Origin of the sequence: Kiloniella sp. EL199 (assembly GCF_900313065.1) — a bacterium.
Lineage (GTDB): Bacteria > Pseudomonadota > Alphaproteobacteria > Kiloniellales > Kiloniellaceae > Kiloniella.
Genome location: NZ_OMPU01000010.1, coordinates 209,652 through 227,221, shown reverse-complemented (window position 1 = coordinate 227,221; position 17,570 = coordinate 209,652). Strand labels below are relative to the sequence as shown.

The window sequence follows — 17,570 nt, the reverse complement described above, 5'->3', positions numbered from 1 at the left end:
CCTTAGTGGGCCACACCAGCAGCGCCGTGTTCATCCACAAGCGCACCGGTAATAAAACGATCAATAGAGAACGGCGCATTAAGATCATGCGGTTCATCTTTTGCGATTGTATGGGCATAGCACCAACCAGCACCTGGGGTTGCCTTAAAGCCACCAGTACCCCAGCCTGCATTAACATAAAGGTTTTTAACCGGGGTTTTACCAACAATCGGGGACGCATCAGGACAGGTATCAACAATACCACCCCAAGAACGCATCATACGTGTTCGCGAGAACAACGGGAAAAGTTCCATAGCCGATGCCAGCTGATCTTCGATCACATGTAGCGAACCGCGTTGGCTATAGCCAACATAGGCATCAATACCCGCGCCCATGACCAATTCGCCCTTATCAGACTGAGACACATAAACATGCACTGCGTTTGACATCACTACACAATCAATCACAGGTTTCATCGGCTCAGAAACAAGTGCTTGCAAAGGATGTGATTCGATTGGCAAGCGGATACCAGCCATATCTGCAACAACAGATGTATGTCCGGCACAAGCCATGGCAACTTTCTTGGCCTTGATATCACCAAGTGACGTACGAACGCCTTTTACAGTACCATTCTCAATCATCATTCCCTGAACTTCGCAGTTCTGAATAACATCAACACCCATGTCATCCGCACCACGAGCATAGCCCCAGGCAACAGCATCATGACGGGCTGTACCACCACGGCGTTGCAAGGTAGCTCCCATAACCGGGTAACGGCTGTCTTTTGAAATGTTTATGATCGGGCAGAATTCTTTCACCTGTTCTGCATTCAGCCATTCAGCATCAATACCGTTCAGGTTGTTGGCATTCACACGGCGAATTGATTCGCGAACGTCACCAAGGTTATGAGCCAAATTCAGAACACCACGTTGAGAGAACATCACGTTGTAGTTCAATTCCTGGGAAAGGTTTTCCCATAGCTTCATAGCGTTTTCATAGAACAAGCCAGACTCGTCCCACAAATAGTTCGAACGAACAATCGTCGTATTACGCCCGGTGTTACCACCGCCAAGCCAGCCTTTTTCAATAACGGCAACGTTGGTAATACCGTGTTCTTTCGCCAGATAATAGGCAGTCGCCAAACCATGGCCGCCAGCACCAATAATCACAACGTCATATTCCGGCTTCGGATCTGGACTACGCCATTGGCGGGGCCAGTTCTGATGCCAGCTCATGGCATTCCTTGCCAAACTGAAAATCGAAAAACGGGACATAGCCGTTCACACTCCTCTATTAGTTGTCCACATCCTACGCCTAGTTTCAAAACACTTCCATGTACGGCGAAGACAAGGTCATTGAATACTTGCGACATTCTGATACTATTCGTGTTTACAGGCGACATATTTCTGTCTTTATAGGTAAATCCGGGATATAAGAGAAAAACCTTTCAAAGGCCCACGGTGCATGACATACAGAAGCTCACAAGCAGATACATTACCCCCAAAAGAAACGACTTCGCTAAGTGTCGCATTTATCCTGCTTCCAAACTTTACTCTTACTCCCTTTTCCTCTGTTATTGATACCCTGAGACTCGCAGCAGACGATGAAGATTACAGTCGCCCCCTTAAATGCAGATGGTCCATTATCAGCCCCAAACCCGGTAAGCCGGTTAAATCAAGTTGCGGCGTGGAAATTACACCATCTCAGGGAATTAATGATCTTTCACAATATGATTATCTCGTCGTGGTTGGCGGCCTTCTGCACAAAGGACCACAGGCAGATCAGGAAAGCATCTCAGTTTTACAAAAAGCTGCAGCACAAGGTGTCTCTATCATCGGACTGTGCACCGGCAGTTTCGCGATGATCAGGGCTGGATTGATGCAAGGACGCAGATGCTGTGTCAGCTGGTATCACTATAACGATTTTCTAGAAGAGTTTGCCGACGTTAAGCCTGTCGCTGATCAGGTTTATGTCATTGATGGAAAAAGAATTACTTGTGCTGGTGGCGCAGGTGCATTGGATTTGGCAGCCTGGCTTGTTGAAAAGCATTTGGGGAAAGCTGTCGCACAAAAAAGCCTGAGAATTCTCCAGGTTGACAGAGTTCGTTCCGCATCAGCTCCTCAACCCCAACCTCCGACAGTGCAGCTATCCCATAATGATCGTGTCAAGAAAGCGGTTTTAACCATGGAACAGAATATGTCCGTGCCGCTTTCTATCGAAGAATTATCCAATCGAGTGAATATTTCAAAACGCCAACTGGAACGCACCTTTAGCGAGCAGCTTGGTGTCTCTCCTCAAGCCTGCTACAGGGATCTTCGCTTAAGGCATGGGTTATGGCAGCTGCTCAACACCGATAAGGCTATCAGTGACATTGCAGCCGATTGTGGTTTCTCCGATGCGTCCCATTTTTCCCGGCATTTTAGCAAAACCTTCAAACGCCCGCCTTCAATCGTCCGCAGCCATCGTGAAGAGGGTCAGGCGATGTTGCAAAGTCTTATGCCGGAAAACCTTTCAAAACTGGAATTCGAATAGACGGAAAGCACCAGCAAAAAAAGGCAGAGCCTGAACCAAGCTCTGCCTTTTTTGGAAACAAACAAATCTATCAGGACACAAACTGGCCTAGGAAATACCACGGATCCGATCAGAGCGGCGACGCAGGATTTCTACTGTGGTCAACATGATAACCGAGAAGGTGATCAAGATTGTCGCAACAGCAAGGATTGTCGGGCTAATCTGCTCACGAATACCCGACCACATTTGAAGCGGGATCGTACGCTGCTCAACACCAGCAATAAAGATTGCAACGATCACCTCATCAAACGAAGTCATCATGGCAAACAGGGCGCCAGAGATAACACCTGTCATAATCAACGGCATTGTCACTTTAAAGAAGGTGTAAGTCGGTGTCGCACCAAGACTTGCACCAGCTTTAATTAAGGTGTGGTCAAAGTTACTGAGCGTTGCCGTAACGGTAATAACCACAAATGGTGTCCCAAGTGCTGTGTGGGCCAAAATCAAGCCAACATAGCTCTGAGAGATACCAAGGCTGGAATAGAAGAAGAACATACCTGCTGCAGCAATAATCAAAGGCACAATCATTGGGGAGATCAACAGCCCCATAATCACACCCTTGAAAGGCAGCTCAGACCGACTCAACCCCAAAGCAGCAAGAGTGCCCAACGCGGCTGATAGAATAGTAGAGAAGAACGCAATAATCACAGAGTTCTTGATTGAATCAAGCCAGCGATCACTGGTCAAAAACTCCTCATACCAACGAAGGGAGTATGCACCCGGATCCAAAGTCAGCATACCTTGAGTAAAGCTGAAATAAGGTTCGGCATTAAATGAAAGCGGTACAATTACAAGAATTGGCGCAATCAAGAAGATAAATACTGCCACACAGAATATACGGAAGATGTAATACCAAGCACGTTCCAGTGGACCAGCATATGTAGGTATAGCCATGTTCTCTACCCCAACTTCACATTATTAACGCCGACAATGCGGTTGTAGACGCCATAGATACCCAACACCAACACCAGCAGCATAACACCGAGTGCAGCGGCAAGACCCCAGTTAAGTGATCCCTGCATGTGATAAGCGATCAGGTTACCGATAAACTGACCAGATTGTCCGCCAACCAGGGCAGGCGTAATGTAGTAACCAATGGACAGGATAAAGACGAGGATCGCCCCCGCAGAGATACCAGGAACCGTCTGTGGCAAGTAAACCTGCCAGAATGCGGTCCAAGGAGTAGCACCCAGTGAACGCGCTGCTCGTAGATAACTCGGTGGAACTGTTTTCATCACGGAATAAAGTGGCAAGATCATAAACGGCAACAGGATATGGGTCATAGCGACCACCGTCCCAATCGCATTATAGATCATTTGCACACGGGCTTCATCAGCAATGATTCCCAACCAAACTAATAGGTCATTCAAGATACCCTGCGCCTGTAGCATCGCAATCCAGGAACTCGTACGCACAAGCAATGAAGTCCAGAAAGGTAGCAGCACAAGGATCATCAAGACGTTAGCAGTCTTAAGCGGCATTGATGCCAAGAGATAAGACACTGGATAGCCCAGCAAGACGGTCATAGCTGTGATGAGCAATGACATCCATACTGTACGCCAGAACAGCTTCAGATAAATTTGCTCTTTCTCATCAACAAATGACACATCACCTTCTGGGGAGGTCTCCATGTCAAAAGCAGCAATGTAATAAGATGCCGTGAAGCTAGAGCCCAGGCGCTTAATCACACGCCAATTCTCAATGTCACCCCACCCCTTTTTAATTTTGATGAGGGATTCTTTATAGGGCGCTTCAATCTTTTTATGTTTTCGCGCGGTCCCCATGACCAAGCTACGCATGCCGCCCTTTTCATAGTTCAGGCGCTTCGCAGCTTTACCAATTGTTTTGGCTTTTCGACCTTCGATGATGTCTTGGGCAAGGGCCGCATAAATCGCTTCATCCGGTAGCTCTTGCTCATCCCAACTCTCGAGGGCAAGTGTTGTCTGTGGCATGAAATCACGAACCAGCGGATTATCAACACTGCGCCAAAGCATATTTCCAATCGGGGCAACAAAGGTCACGATAATGAAAATAACTAGCGGAGCAACCAACAAGGATGCTCTTATTTTGTTCCGGCGTAATGAGCGAGAAAGGTCAGCTTTTAGCCGTTTCTGCTCTTCTGGGGCTAGATCGCCCGATGCCTCAACTGATATCGACATGAATTTTTCCCAGACCTTCTTTGAGTTTCAATTTTAGTCATTGATTACCCAAAGAGTTTTTCCCTGTTAGGGTCCGTTATCTTTTTGGGGTCAGCTATTAATCTAGCTCTTACTTATTTTGATACGAAGGAGGGAGCCAGCTGGCTCCCTCTCGCAATATGGCTTATTGAGCCAACCAAGCGTTGAAACGTTCGCTTAGATCATCACCGTTATCCGCCCAGAAACCAGCATCCTTCTTGATAGGAGTTTTGAAGTTTGCAGGGTTAGTAGGCATGTGTGGGTTCATGTCCACACCGGTGTCGATGTGTGTCGTAATCAACGGTGCAGAAGACTTACGTGCTGGACCATAAGAGATGTACTTAGCTTGGTCAGCAAGAGCTTGAGTCGTTGTGGAGAAACGAAGGTAGTCCATCGCAGCTTTTTTGTTTGGAGCATTCTTAGGAATTACCCAACCATCAAGCTCAAACATCTGACCGTCCCAGATGATCGTGAAAGGCTGATTTTCAACGACCTGTGCGTTAAAGATACGACCGTTGTATGCAGAGGCAATTGTTACCTCACCATCAGCAAGAAGCTGTGGAGGTTGCGCACCAGCGTCCCACCAAACAACAGAATCTTTAATTGTGTCTAGCTTAGCAAACGCACGATCAACACCTTCTGGAGTGTCCAAAACGTCATAGATCTCGTCGTAAGGTACACCGTCAGCAGCAAGAGCCCACTCTAGGTTTGCACCAGGAATTTTCTCAAGAGCACGCTTACCTGGGAACTTTTTCAGGTCAAAAACGTCTGCAATTGTCTTCGGAGCATCACCAGAGAATGCGTTGTTGTTGTACGCAAAGAGAGTTGCATAAACGATTGTAGGTACGAAGCAACCGCTCAAAGAACCGTCAACGAAATCATCAAGAGGAAATGAACCGTCAGCGCCTTTGTCGAGGTCTTCGTTGTAGTCGATTTCTTCAACCAGACCTTCGTCACAAGCTGTTAACGCGTTACCTTCTAGGATATCAACAACATCCCAGGTACCGTTACCAGCTTCTGCCTGTGCACGCATACCGGCAAGACCGTTACCAGATTTGTCCTCGTCAAGAACTTCGATGCCAGTTTTTGCAGTGTACGGGTCACTGTACGCACCACGTTGGCTAGCGGTATAAGCGCCGCCCCAGGACACAACTGTGATGCTCTCAGCAGCCTGAGCTGCACCAGCAACAACCATAGAACCCAGCGCAATTGCTGTAGATAGTTTCAAAGTTTTCTTCATTCTTAATATGCCTCCCTAAGGCTTTTTGTGACCTTATGTTAGAAAAACACCATGTAATCTTTTGCTCTGGAATAAACAAAAGACGGTCGGTTATCAGGCATCAAGTGCCCGACAGTCATCAATACTCCAGCCCACAGGGATTGTATCTCCTTCTGCGAGCCCCTTCTTGTCAGAAGAGTTTGGAACTTTGACGATAAAGTCATCATGTCCGCAAACGTTCATACGAACACGGATATGATCACCCAAATAAATGACTTCTTCAGCTTTACCTGTGAACACGTTCTGACATTGCCCTTCAGAAGGATTTAGGAACACGCGTTCAGGCCGCAGAGAAAGAGTTGTTGCAGTGCCAGCACCATCGGTGTTGATATCCAAGGCCTTAACACGTTCACCGCTATCCAGAACAACCTCACAGATACCATCTGCTAAAGCATCGACTTTACCGCTGAGTTTATTGTTCTCACCAATAAACTGGGCAACAAAGGCATTTTCAGGCTTTTCATAAAGTTCTGTTGGCGGTGCAAGTTGCTGAATACGGCCATCTTCGAAAACAGCAATCCGGTTGGACATCGTCAAAGCCTCGGATTGATCATGCGTCACGTATACAACAGTAACACCAAGACGCTCATGAATATGTTTGATTTCATACTGCATCTGCTCGCGCAGGTTTTTATCCAACGCACCAAGGGGCTCATCCATAAGAACGAGGTCAGGCTCAAAAACAAGGGCACGCGCCACAGCAACTCGCTGCTGCTGACCACCAGACAACTGGGCTGGGCGTCGATTTCCGAACTCTCCCAATTCAACCATATCCAGAGCTCGCTGAACTTTCTCTTCAACTTCAGCCTTGCCCATTTTTCTGACCTGCAATGGAAACGCCAGATTTTCCGCAACGGTCATATGTGGGAAAAGAGCATAGTTCTGGAACACCATGCCAATGCCACGTTTATGTGGAGCGACATTGTTGATGGAACGTCCGTTCAGGAAAATGTCACCATGCGTTGCGGTTTCAAATCCGGCAAGCATCATCAGTGAAGTGGTTTTACCAGAGCCAGAAGGCCCCAACATTGTTAAGAATTCGCCCCGTGGTATGTCGACGTTAAGGTCTTTAACAACCAGATTTACGCCGTCATAACTCTTTTGGACCCCATCAAAGCGTACATACGCTTCACTAGATGCGGGATTCGCCATAGCGCTTATCGCCTCGCTACCTGTTCAAATTTTTCACGCCGTACGCGCTTATTTTATTTTCGCGTACATTAGAAACGCTAATTCCTAATGAATCAAGCACTCACAACAAATTATTGTGCAAATTCATAGAACAAGCATTAAATTCTATTTATTTTTCGACATTGAAATTCTTGTCTCTATCAAAGACTTCACTGACCCTGTCTCCCTTACTCGATTTGTATCGAGTTTTTTTATTTCTTTGCTTAAACACAGACGGGCATGATCATTTTACAGCCCATCGAAACACTCTTCTTAGTGAGAGCTTGAACTATTGTTTAACATAACTGCCAAACCTCAATCACGATGGCTCATGAACCAATTACTGTCATGAACAAGTGTGACATTAACATGAACAATTGAGACATAATGACTTTATTTTCGTTCAATTGCGACATTTTCATCTTTAAAATCGTCAATATACAAAATGAAATCCATCACAACGCCTTGTCCTATCACAAACTAAGAAAGTTAGGATAAACAACTCCTCAATCTGTAATGTACTCAGATCTTACTGAGACATGCCAACACATAAAATCCAACAAACATCGAGCCACTTTATCCGTTGGCTGTATCCCTCAATTACCATATGCTGGCTTAATCGGCACATAAGCACATAAGAAGTCTCACCCAAAAACATGATGGTATTGAATTACAAGTTCTTTACACCCGCGCAGATAATAAGCTATCTAGCGCTGACTATGACGTCCTGATTACCCTAGGCGAAGATAACGATCATACCCCCAAAGCGGGCAAGTTTTTTTATCGGCCACACGACCTGTTTGCAGTCCCATTTTTTGGACGAATACCCCAACTCTGGAACTGATACAGACAGCCCTTCTATTTCATGACAAAACAAGATTGGCACAACTGGTTCAACACGGCAAGATTATCTGATAAGCAACATATAGAAGGTCCTGTATTTCAAAATACTAACCTGATGACTCCTGCTGTTATGGCAGGACACGGAATCGTCTTATGCCCCCTCCCCCTAGAAGTTTACAAGGCCGAGATAGCACGAGGCAATCTCGCCGCTTTATCAGAGAACGAAATTAATACGAACTCAGGATATTTATAATAACTTTAGATTGAAAAATCAGAACCTGTCAGGATTTTTGTCCACTGGTTTAGAGTACTAACTGTAAACGAATCCTGACCAACAAAGAGGAAATCCTCCTCCTATGATTACACGAGATTTAACATCCATCAAACTTCCGGAACAACCTTACCTGGATTCAAAAGCCCCTTTGGGTCCAGTGCCTGTTTGATTTTACGCATGACATTAACCGCACGATCACCATGTTCTTTGACAAGATACTTTTTCTTCCCCATACCGATGCCGTGCTCTCCGGTACAGGTCCCCCCAAAACCTATAGCCATTTCCACCATAGCTTTGTTGATGCGTGCCGCACTGTCCATTTCATTTTGGTTTTCCGGATCAACAATAAAAAGAACATGGAAATTTCCATCTCCTACATGTCCGATAATCGGCGCAACCAACTCGGCCTCGTCAATCAGTTTTCGCGTTTGCAGAATACATTCTGATAGCTTTGAAACAGGGACACAAACATCCGTGGGCCAACCTTCACAATCAGACCGCAGATTGATACTGGCATAATAGGCATCATGACGTGCCTGCCATAGCTTATTACGATCCTCCTGTTCAGAGGCCCATTGAAAATCACCCCCCCCATAATCTTTAACTATTTCACCGACCTGCTCGGCTTGTTCGGCAACACCAGCCGCAGTTCCATGAAATTCAAAGAAAAGAGTCGGTAAAACAGGATAATTCAATTTAGAATAGCGATTAACCGCATCCATCTGCGCATCATCAAGCAATTCAATGCGCGCCACCAGAATACCCGTTTGCACAATCAACATTACCGCATCCACAGCGGCCTTAAGCTCGTCAAAAGAGCAAACAGCTGATGATATCGCTTCGGGGATACCATAGAGCTTTAACTGTAGCTCTGTAATAATACCCAGTGTGCCTTCTGAGCCCACCATAAGTCGTGTGAGATCATAACCAGCGGAAGATTTTCGCGCCCGTCCGCCTGTGCGAATAATTTCTCCGTCAGGCAAAACAACCGTTAGTCCCAGAACATTATCACGCATTGTTCCATAACGCACAGCATTGGTCCCTGACGCTCGCGTTGCTGCCATCCCGCCCAGGGATGCATCCGCACCAGGATCAATTGGGAAAAACATTCCCATATCCCGCAAATGATGATTAATCTGTTTACGGGTTACACCAGCCTCAACCCGACAGTCCAGATCTTCGTCATTTACTTCCAGAATGTTTCTCATTTCAGAAAGATCAATACAGAGGCCACCTGCAACAGCCGCAACATGTCCCTCTAATGACGTTCCTGTCCCAAAGGGAATGACCGGACAATCATGTTCGTGGCAAAGCTTCATGATGGCAGAGGCTTCTTCCGTTGAACGCACAAAGGCCACGGCCTCTGGCGGCATCACAGGATGATGGGATTCACCCTTACCGTGCCTCTCACAAATAGCGGCTGAAAAGTTCAATCGATCCCCAAGAATTTCAATAAGGGAAGACTTCAACTTATCATTAAGACGCACTCTATTCCTCATTAAACCACCTGCGAAACTATGAAGATTGGACTTTAAGGTCCTGAAGAAACAAATCATGCTGGACTAACATCATGAGATGATTACCCTATCACGGAAGGAAATCATCAACCACCTGACAATAATATTTATTTAAGTTTCATAGAGATACGGGCACCCCTTTGCGAGAAACAGAGTTATATCCACCAGTAAAGGCATATCTTGAAAATCAGGGATATGAAGTAAAATCTGAAATAAAAGGATGCGATGTCATTGCTGTTCGCGGCAATGAGACACCTGTTGTTGTTGAGCTGAAAACCAGCTTTAACCTGACACTCCTTTTTCAAGGCATTGATCGGCAAGCCTTGAGTGACGATGTTTACATAGCCTTTGCCATTCCCCACAAATTAAAGAAAACAAACCCCTGGTTTCGTCAGCAAAAAGATATCATCAAGCTCTGTCGTCGTTTGGGGTTGGGCCTTATCACGGTACGCATGGGAGCAAATCAACCAACAGATATTCAGGTTCACGTTGATCCCGTCCCCTATCAACCAAGCAAGAACAAGCGTCGCCAAGGATTACTGCTTCAAGAGTTTGAACGCAGAGTTGGCGACCCCAACGAAGGTGGTACGAATAAACGTCCAATCATCACAGCTTATCGCCAGGACGCTTTACGCTGTGCGAATTACCTGTATCAGCAACAAAAAGCAAAGGTCGCGGATATACGGAAGAATACATTAGTGGAAAAAACAGCTGCGATACTTCAACGAGATGTTTATGGCTGGTTCATCCGTGTTGAAAGAGGAATATACGAGCTGTCTCCCAAAGGCCTTGAAGCCATCAAAGAATATGATGACATCATAAAAAGCCTCCACATATTGAAGCCACCCGCAAAGTAAGTGCTGCTATAAATTTACGAAAAACAATGAAAGCGGCAAGCCCATCTCACAAACTGCATGTGTAACTTATCACGACCAAGTGATATAATTTTCTTTGATAACTTGCCACATCGGTGCCCTATTATCCTTTTAGGAATAGGGCATGAAGTATTTTTTTAAATCGATAAAACGCCTCACAGCCATTGTATTGCTTTTACTCGTTGGTCCCGGACTTGTTATTCTGACAGGTCAGGTTGATTTGAATACATCCTGGAGCAAAGCAAACCATGACAGAACAGGCATAGCGCCCGATCCTAACCTTGCTTCCGAAGCCATTGTACAGATCTATGGAGCACGCACCTTTAACTGGCGCGGAGCATTTGCAGTTCATACATGGATTGCGTTTAAGGAAAAGAACGCCCGAGAATACACACGGCTGGAAGTCATCGGCTGGCGTCACTACCGGGGGATGCCAGTTACTTCTGTGTCATCCGGATGGCCTGACAGAAACTGGTTTGGATCCAAGCCTGAAATTTATTATGACGTTCGTGGCAAACAAGCCGCTGAAATCATCCCAAAGATTATAGAAGCTGCAAAAACATATCGTTTTCCTGATCAATACGAAGCATGGCCGGGGCCAAACTCAAATACCTTTACGGCTCATGTTATCAGGCAAATTCCATCTTTGAATGTTGATCTACCGCCGACAGCCATTGGCAAAGACTATCTGGATGAAGAAGATTATTTCTTTGCCGCAGCTCCCAGTAACACAGGCCTTCAATTGTCTCTCTATGGCATCGCAGGTATTACACTTGCCAAATCGGAAGGTCTGGAGATCAATATCCTCGGGTTAAACTTCGGCGTTGACCCGGATAACGTAGCCCTGCGCTTGCCCGGTATTGGCAAAGTTGGCTTCATAGAAAGTTCTGCTGCATCCCAATCGCAAAATTGACAAAAACTCCTGATATAAATTTCAAATTAGAAAATTAACGTTATAAATACCGTTAGAAGCTGTAACCTTATGATTTTGGTTCCCTTGCCTACTGTTACAGGGATTGACTCTCATGCAGTGGCAAGCTAGTGCAAAAGAATTACATTACAGCACTTTCAGAAGCCTCTACGATAGACGCACCACAGACAAAGGCATAATAAACAGACAATGAGTATCTGGGGAAAAATTGTTGGCGGAGCAGCAGGCTTCGCACTTGGTGGACCTATTGGTGCTTTTCTCGGCGCTATGGCCGGGCACGCAGTTGACCGTATGCGCTCGGAAACAGAGGAAGAAGGCACAGACAGCACCAAACAAATTACCTTTACGATTGGCGTGATCGTCCTTGGCGCAAAGATGGCAAAGGCCGACGGCGTTGTTACCAAGGATGAAGTTGCTGCCTTTAAACAGGTTTTCCGTATTCCCCCGGAAGAGATGAAGAATGTTGGACGTCTTTTTGATCGCGCAAGACAAGATGCTGAAGGCTTTGAACCCTATGCGAATCAAATCGGGAGAACCTTTAAAGACAATCCAGCTGTTCTTGAAGAACTCTTGAATGGTCTATTTCACATTGCGAAGGCTGACGGCAATGTTTCCCCCGAAGAGGTTGTTTATCTGCAACGTGTTGCGGAAATTTTTGGCTTTAGCGAAACGCAATGGGATCGCCTGCACGCATCAAACATAGGGCCGGACAAATCAGATCCTTATAAAATTCTAGGCATTACACGTGAAAGCAGTGATCAGGAAATTAAGTCCGCACACCGAAAACTTGTTATTGAAAATCACCCGGACAAGCTTGTAGCACAGGGCATGCCACAAGAGTTTGTGGATCTTGCAAATGAAAAACTTGCCGCTATCAATGCTGCTTACGACCAAATCAAACAACTCAGAAGTTAAGAATCAAAAGTAAAATGGCGCCTCCTTCTCATCTAGTCGCTCTTAATAGCGCCGGATTGCGTTTTGGTACAAAAACGCTCTTTAATGATCTCACCTTTGGTTTGGCTCGCGGCGAAAAAGCCTGTTTGGTTGGCAGAAACGGTACGGGCAAGTCCACGCTTTTGAAAATCATGGCAGGACAACAGGAACTGGACGAAGGGCAACGTTTCCTTCAACCCGGCATAACTGTTGCCTATCTACCGCAGGATCCTGTCTTCAATCAGGATGAAACTGTCTTTGATCATGTAAAAGCTGGATTGCGTCCGGATGTCAGCGAAGCGGACTATCTCGTCGATGCCATGCTCAACCACGTCAAGCTTCCGGGTGACAGACGATTAACGGGCCTATCCGGTGGCGAAGGCCGTCGTGCAGCATTGGCGCGTGCGCTGATCAGCGATCCCGAAGTCCTCTTGATGGATGAACCAACGAACCACCTCGACCTACCGACAATACAATGGCTGGAAGAAGAGCTGAAAAACTTCCGTGGTGCCCTGATGGTTATCAGTCATGACAGAGCTTTTCTCAATCACCTTACCCGCCAAACATTTTGGCTTGACCGTGGCGCCATTCATCGTCTTGGCAAAGGTTTTGAGCATTACGAAGCCTGGGCCGAAGAAATGCGTGAGAACGAGGAACAGGAGCTCCATCGGCTCAAACGAAAAATTGTCCGAGAAGAGCACTGGCTCCAACGCGGCGTGACCGGGCGACGGAAACGTAACATGGGCCGCCTGCGGAACTTACAGGACCTCCGGCAAAAGCGCGCAGAGTGGATGAAAGGCCCGGGAACCGCCAAGCTTCAGGTAGAGACGCTTGATACTGGCGGGGATAAAGTCATCACTGCCGAAAACATTAGTAAATCTTATCCTCTGGCCGACGGTGGAACCCGCGAAATCATTAAAGATTTCAGTACCAAGGTCAAACGCGGTGATCGTATTGGTATTGTTGGCCCCAATGGTGCCGGAAAATCCACCCTTGTCAAAATGCTGGTTGAAAAGATTGAACCGGATACCGGCAAAGTCGATCTGGGTACAAATCTGACCATGCTGTACTTTGATCAAAAACGCGAAGATCTTGACCCCAACAGTACTCTTTGGGAAACCATGTCTCCAGGGGGCGGTGATTCCATCATGGTCCGGGGACAACAAAAGCATGTTGTCAGTTACTTGAAAGACTTCCTGTTCGACGAAGGCCAGGTTCGCCAACCAGTTTACACTCTCTCTGGTGGTGAAAAGAACCGCCTGTTGCTTGCCCGTATGTTTGCTCAGGCAAGTAACTTGCTGATCCTGGATGAGCCCACAAATGATCTGGACATGGATACTCTTGATCTGTTGGTCGAGGTGCTTGATGAATATGATGGCACACTTTTACTGGTAAGTCATGATCGTGATTTTCTCGACCGGCTGGCAACCGCCATTTATGCGGTTGAAGGCGATGGCACCGTTATCGAATACGCTGGTGGCTATAGTGATTATCGTGCTCAGAAAGCGCTCAGCAATAACGCAGATGACGTATCTGGCACGTCGTCTGAAAAAGCTTCCGGAAAATCCAAAACATCCAAAAAGGAAAATGCTCCACGGGCAAAATCCTCTGCAAAGCTTGGATACAAAGAACAGCGGGAACTCGACTCATTACCGGGTTTAATCGAAAAACTAACCGAGCAATCTGAAAAGCTTCAGGCAGAAATGGCTGATCCGGAACTCTACAGTAAAAAACCGGAACGTTTTCAGGAAGCCAGTAAACTTCTTGAAAAAGCACAAAGCGAACTTGAAGCCGCGGAAGAACGCTGGTTGGAACTGGAAGAAAAACAAGAGAACCTCAAAACTGGGAAGCAGTAGAGCCACAGGTCATTCCCTAGCAGCAAGGTTGATTAAGGATTAAAACGCAAGCATGGAACAAGTTGATTGTGTTGTCATTGGCGCGGGCGTTGTTGGTATGGCCTGTGCTCGTGCACTGGCATTATCTGGACGCGAAGTTATCGTCATTGAAAAAGAGTCCATGCCCGGATCTGAGATCTCAGCCAGAAACAGTGGCGTAATTCATGCAGGCATTTACTATCCACAAAACAGCCTAAAGGCAGAACTTTGCGTCAAAGGTAAAGAACTGCTCTATAGCTATTGCAATAATCACGCAGTGCCCCATGAAAATTGCGGCAAACTGATCGTCGCAACAACATCCGCAGAAGAAAAAACACTGGAAGACATCAGGCAACGAGCACACAAAAACGGCGTTGATGATTTATACTATCTTTCCCAATCAGAAATAAAAGATCGCGAACCAGAACTCCGCGCGACCAAAGCCCTTTACTCACCATCCACGGGAATTGTTGACGTTCACAATCTTATCCTGGCTTTTCAGGGTGATCTGGAAAACCGGGGCGGTATGATTGCCTTTAATACACCTGTTACTGGTGGCGAGGTCAGCGACCAAGGAATTATCCTACATACTGGCGGCGAAAGCCCGATGACACTTCGGGCAAAAACAGTCATCAATGCTGGGGGACTCCATGCTCCGAGATTAGCAAGCAACCTCACTCACTTTCCAAAAGACTGTGTGCCCAACCTCTTCTATGCAAAAGGCAATTACTTTAGCCTCAATGGTAAAGCACCTTTTTCAAGCCTGATATATCCTGTCCCAGAAGTTGCTGGCTTAGGCGTTCATGTTACCTTGGACATGGAAGGCCAAATCAGATTTGGCCCGGATGTGGAATGGGTAGAACGCCTTAACTACGAAGTATCTCCTGACAGGTCCAAGCCATTTTACGATGCGATCCGGCGTTATTGGCCTAACCTAAAAGATGATACTTTAACACCTGATTATTCCGGCATACGCCCGAAACTTCAGGCACCGGGTGCTCCAGCCGTGGACTTTGTCATTCAAGATAAAAACAATCACGGTATTCCCGGCTTAATAAACCTCTTTGGGATTGAATCTCCGGGATTGACTGCGTCTATGGCCATTGCCGAAAAAGTTCTGACGCTTGGCATCTAGGAAAAAAGCATCAGCCTTCGCATCAGGCAGAATAGGCTTTGCGAGGAAGTCTCGACGCCTCTTTTCGGCACCAAAAGTAAAGCCACCCAAACGATAAGAATTCTGCATCTCTTTTTTCAAGGAGAAGTATTGCAAAAGCTGATGTATCAGTCGAATTTTTCTCATCGCAATAATCCTTAGTAACGAGCAACAATCTGAATTTTCAATTCTGATCAATAGTTAAGATTAATGGCTATTGTTATTCAAACTGGTATTTGTCATACTGGAATGAGATTTTCTCATAGGAAAAAAATGCGCCGACAGCTCCCTCCCCTTAATGCACTCAAAGCATTTGAAACCGCAGCCAGAAGGTTAAGCTTTACAGATGCAGCAGATGAACTGAATGTGACGCAAGGTGCAATAAGCCGCCAAATAAAAACACTGGAAGATTATTATCAAGTTCAACTGTTCGAACGAGAGCACCGAGGCCTCAGCCTTACTGAAAACGGGAGAAAATTGCTTCCGGTTTTAAGTGATGTATTTGACCGTGTTCACGAAATATCTGAAGAGCTCACAGGAACATCCGAAGAGCTTACAATCAAAGTCTTCCCTTCCTTTGCAGTAAGATGGCTTATCCCCCGATTATCCCAATTTCAACAGCTTGAACCTGATATTAATATAAGACTAACCACAGCCTGGTTTCCTGTCGATTTTGACAGGGAAAATTTCGACGCGGGAATATTGCATAGCCACTGTATGCAATCAGGCCTTCACGACACCATCGTTACAAATGAATGGATGACACCCGTTTGCGCCCCCACAACTTTGGAAAAGCTCTCTAACCCTCAAGATCCTAATTCGCTTAACGAAGCAATGCTCTTGCATTGTGGCAGTTCCCATAAAGACGGGAGCCAATTAACCCCTCAGAGCAAATACAGGGAATGGGCACAATGGTGCAAAGAAGCAAAAACGACATCTCTAGACCCAAATCAAGGTGAAGCCTTTGACACCACTGATAGCGCCCTTCAGGCTGCAGCAATGGGGCATGGGATCGCTCTAGGCGATCTTATGATGATCGAAAGCGATGTGGCTGCCGGGCGACTTGTCATACCTTTTCCTCATCTTGTATCCCTTATCGGGCAATATCATATTGTCAGTCCGAAAAACAAAGCCAACAGGCCCGCCCTTCGGAAATTCAGACAGTGGTTACTCTCTGTCAACGAAGATATCATTGCCCACAATCCAATCCTAAAAGAGCTTGAAGCGAAACCACACAAAGCACCGATGGCAGAAACGGAAAGCCCTCTATGAAAATAAATACTACTTTCCAGTCTCCGAACTTTGGCCCTCGCCCAGAGGGATCTGAGATAGATATGCTTTTGCTTCACTACACAGGTATGAAAGCAGGCAAAGAGGCACTTGAACGCCTATGTGATAGAGCAGCACAAGTAAGCGCCCATTACCTTATCGAAGAGAATGGAGAGATTTTTAAGCTTGTCCCGGAAGAACAGCGTGCATGGCATGCTGGGCTTGCATACTGGAACGGAGAGACAGACATCAACAGTTGTTCTATAGGAATAGAAATCGTCAACCCCGGTCACGAGTGGGGATACCGCCCCTTTCCCGCCGCACAAATGGAAGCAGTAATAATCCTTAGCAAAGGAATTTTAGAACGACACTCTATTCCAGCGCAAAGAGTATTGGCCCACTCAGACGTAGCACCCGATCGCAAAGAAGATCCTGGAGAACTATTTAATTGGGAGATTCTAGCAAAACAAGGCATCGGCCTTTTCCCAGACAAAACAACAGAGAATAACAGCATTTCAAAAGACGGCTTTCTTTTAAAATTGAGCAAATACGGTTATCGACTTGATATTGAAAACCCAACGGGACCAATAACAAAAGCTGCCATCATTGCCTTCCAAAGGCACTTTCGATCAAGCAAGCTGGATGGGAAAATTGATCAGGAATGCTGCCAAATTCTTGCAGATCTCTATTCACAGCTTGACGACAGACCATAAGCCCCCTAACTG

Annotated in this window: 14 protein-coding genes; 8 read left to right on the top strand and 6 right to left on the bottom strand. The window is 46.2% G+C overall.

The window, feature by feature from the left end; all coding sequences use genetic code 11:
* Positions 1 to 2 precede the first annotated feature (2 nt).
* The gene (locus tag D9A03_RS09555) at positions 3 to 1,253 is read right to left on the bottom strand and encodes a sarcosine oxidase subunit beta family protein (RefSeq protein WP_046503047.1); all 1,251 of its coding nucleotides are present in this window, start codon (positions 1,251 to 1,253) and stop codon (positions 3 to 5) included.
* Positions 1,254 to 1,443: 190 nt separating this feature from the next.
* On the opposite strand from D9A03_RS09555, the gene D9A03_RS09550 reads away from it, so the two are divergent.
* A complete protein-coding gene (locus D9A03_RS09550; protein WP_120496968.1) occupies positions 1,444 to 2,511 on the top strand; it encodes a GlxA family transcriptional regulator in 1,068 nt (355 codons plus the stop codon).
* Between the two features lie 87 nt (positions 2,512 to 2,598).
* On the opposite strand, the gene D9A03_RS09545 is transcribed toward D9A03_RS09550, so the two are convergent.
* The 5 genes from D9A03_RS09545 to D9A03_RS09520 form a co-directional block, all read right to left on the bottom strand.
* Positions 2,599 to 3,444, bottom strand: coding sequence for an ABC transporter permease (locus D9A03_RS09545; protein WP_120496967.1), 846 nt, complete (start codon positions 3,442 to 3,444; stop codon positions 2,599 to 2,601).
* Positions 3,445 to 3,449: 5 nt separating this feature from the next.
* Entirely contained in the window at positions 3,450 to 4,709 is a 1,260-nt protein-coding gene (locus D9A03_RS09540; RefSeq protein ID WP_120496966.1) for an ABC transporter permease, read from the bottom strand.
* Positions 4,710 to 4,872: 163 nt separating this feature from the next.
* Positions 4,873 to 5,967, bottom strand: coding sequence for an ABC transporter substrate-binding protein (locus D9A03_RS09535; RefSeq protein ID WP_120496965.1), 1,095 nt, complete (start codon positions 5,965 to 5,967; stop codon positions 4,873 to 4,875).
* A 93-nt stretch (positions 5,968 to 6,060) separates the two neighbouring features.
* Positions 6,061 to 7,158, bottom strand: a complete 1,098-nt coding sequence (locus tag D9A03_RS09530) for an ABC transporter ATP-binding protein (protein ID WP_120496964.1) — start codon at positions 7,156 to 7,158, stop codon at positions 6,061 to 6,063.
* A 1,242-nt stretch (positions 7,159 to 8,400) separates the two neighbouring features.
* Positions 8,401 to 9,792, bottom strand: a complete 1,392-nt coding sequence (locus tag D9A03_RS09520) for an FAD-binding oxidoreductase (RefSeq protein WP_120496962.1) — start codon at positions 9,790 to 9,792, stop codon at positions 8,401 to 8,403.
* A gap of 158 nt (positions 9,793 to 9,950) precedes the next feature.
* Between D9A03_RS09520 and D9A03_RS09515 the strand changes: the two genes are divergently transcribed.
* The 7 genes from D9A03_RS09515 to D9A03_RS09485 all read left to right on the top strand — a co-directional run bounded on the left by D9A03_RS09515 (position 9,951) and on the right by D9A03_RS09485 (position 17,558).
* Positions 9,951 to 10,667, top strand: a complete 717-nt coding sequence (locus tag D9A03_RS09515; RefSeq protein ID WP_120496961.1) for a DUF2161 domain-containing phosphodiesterase — start codon at positions 9,951 to 9,953, stop codon at positions 10,665 to 10,667.
* Positions 10,668 to 10,809: 142 nt separating this feature from the next.
* The gene (locus tag D9A03_RS09510; RefSeq protein ID WP_120496960.1) at positions 10,810 to 11,598 is read left to right on the top strand and encodes a DUF3750 domain-containing protein; all 789 of its coding nucleotides are present in this window, start codon (positions 10,810 to 10,812) and stop codon (positions 11,596 to 11,598) included.
* A 207-nt stretch (positions 11,599 to 11,805) separates the two neighbouring features.
* Positions 11,806 to 12,531, top strand: coding sequence for a TerB family tellurite resistance protein (locus tag D9A03_RS09505; protein WP_120496959.1), 726 nt, complete (start codon positions 11,806 to 11,808; stop codon positions 12,529 to 12,531).
* A gap of 14 nt (positions 12,532 to 12,545) precedes the next feature.
* Positions 12,546 to 14,405, top strand: a complete 1,860-nt coding sequence (locus tag D9A03_RS09500) for an ATP-binding cassette domain-containing protein (protein WP_120496958.1) — start codon at positions 12,546 to 12,548, stop codon at positions 14,403 to 14,405.
* A 52-nt stretch (positions 14,406 to 14,457) separates the two neighbouring features.
* Complete coding sequence (locus tag D9A03_RS09495) at positions 14,458 to 15,558, top strand: NAD(P)/FAD-dependent oxidoreductase (protein ID WP_120496957.1); 1,101 nt, start codon at positions 14,458 to 14,460, stop codon at positions 15,556 to 15,558.
* A 291-nt stretch (positions 15,559 to 15,849) separates the two neighbouring features.
* On the top strand, positions 15,850 to 16,848 hold the full coding sequence (gcvA, locus tag D9A03_RS09490; RefSeq protein ID WP_162938066.1) for a transcriptional regulator GcvA: 999 nt from the start codon (positions 15,850 to 15,852) through the stop codon (positions 16,846 to 16,848).
* A complete protein-coding gene (locus D9A03_RS09485; protein ID WP_254055013.1) occupies positions 16,845 to 17,558 on the top strand; it encodes an N-acetylmuramoyl-L-alanine amidase in 714 nt (237 codons plus the stop codon). Before gcvA ends, D9A03_RS09485 begins: the two co-directional genes overlap by 4 nt.
* The last annotated feature ends 12 nt before the right edge of the window (positions 17,559 to 17,570 follow it).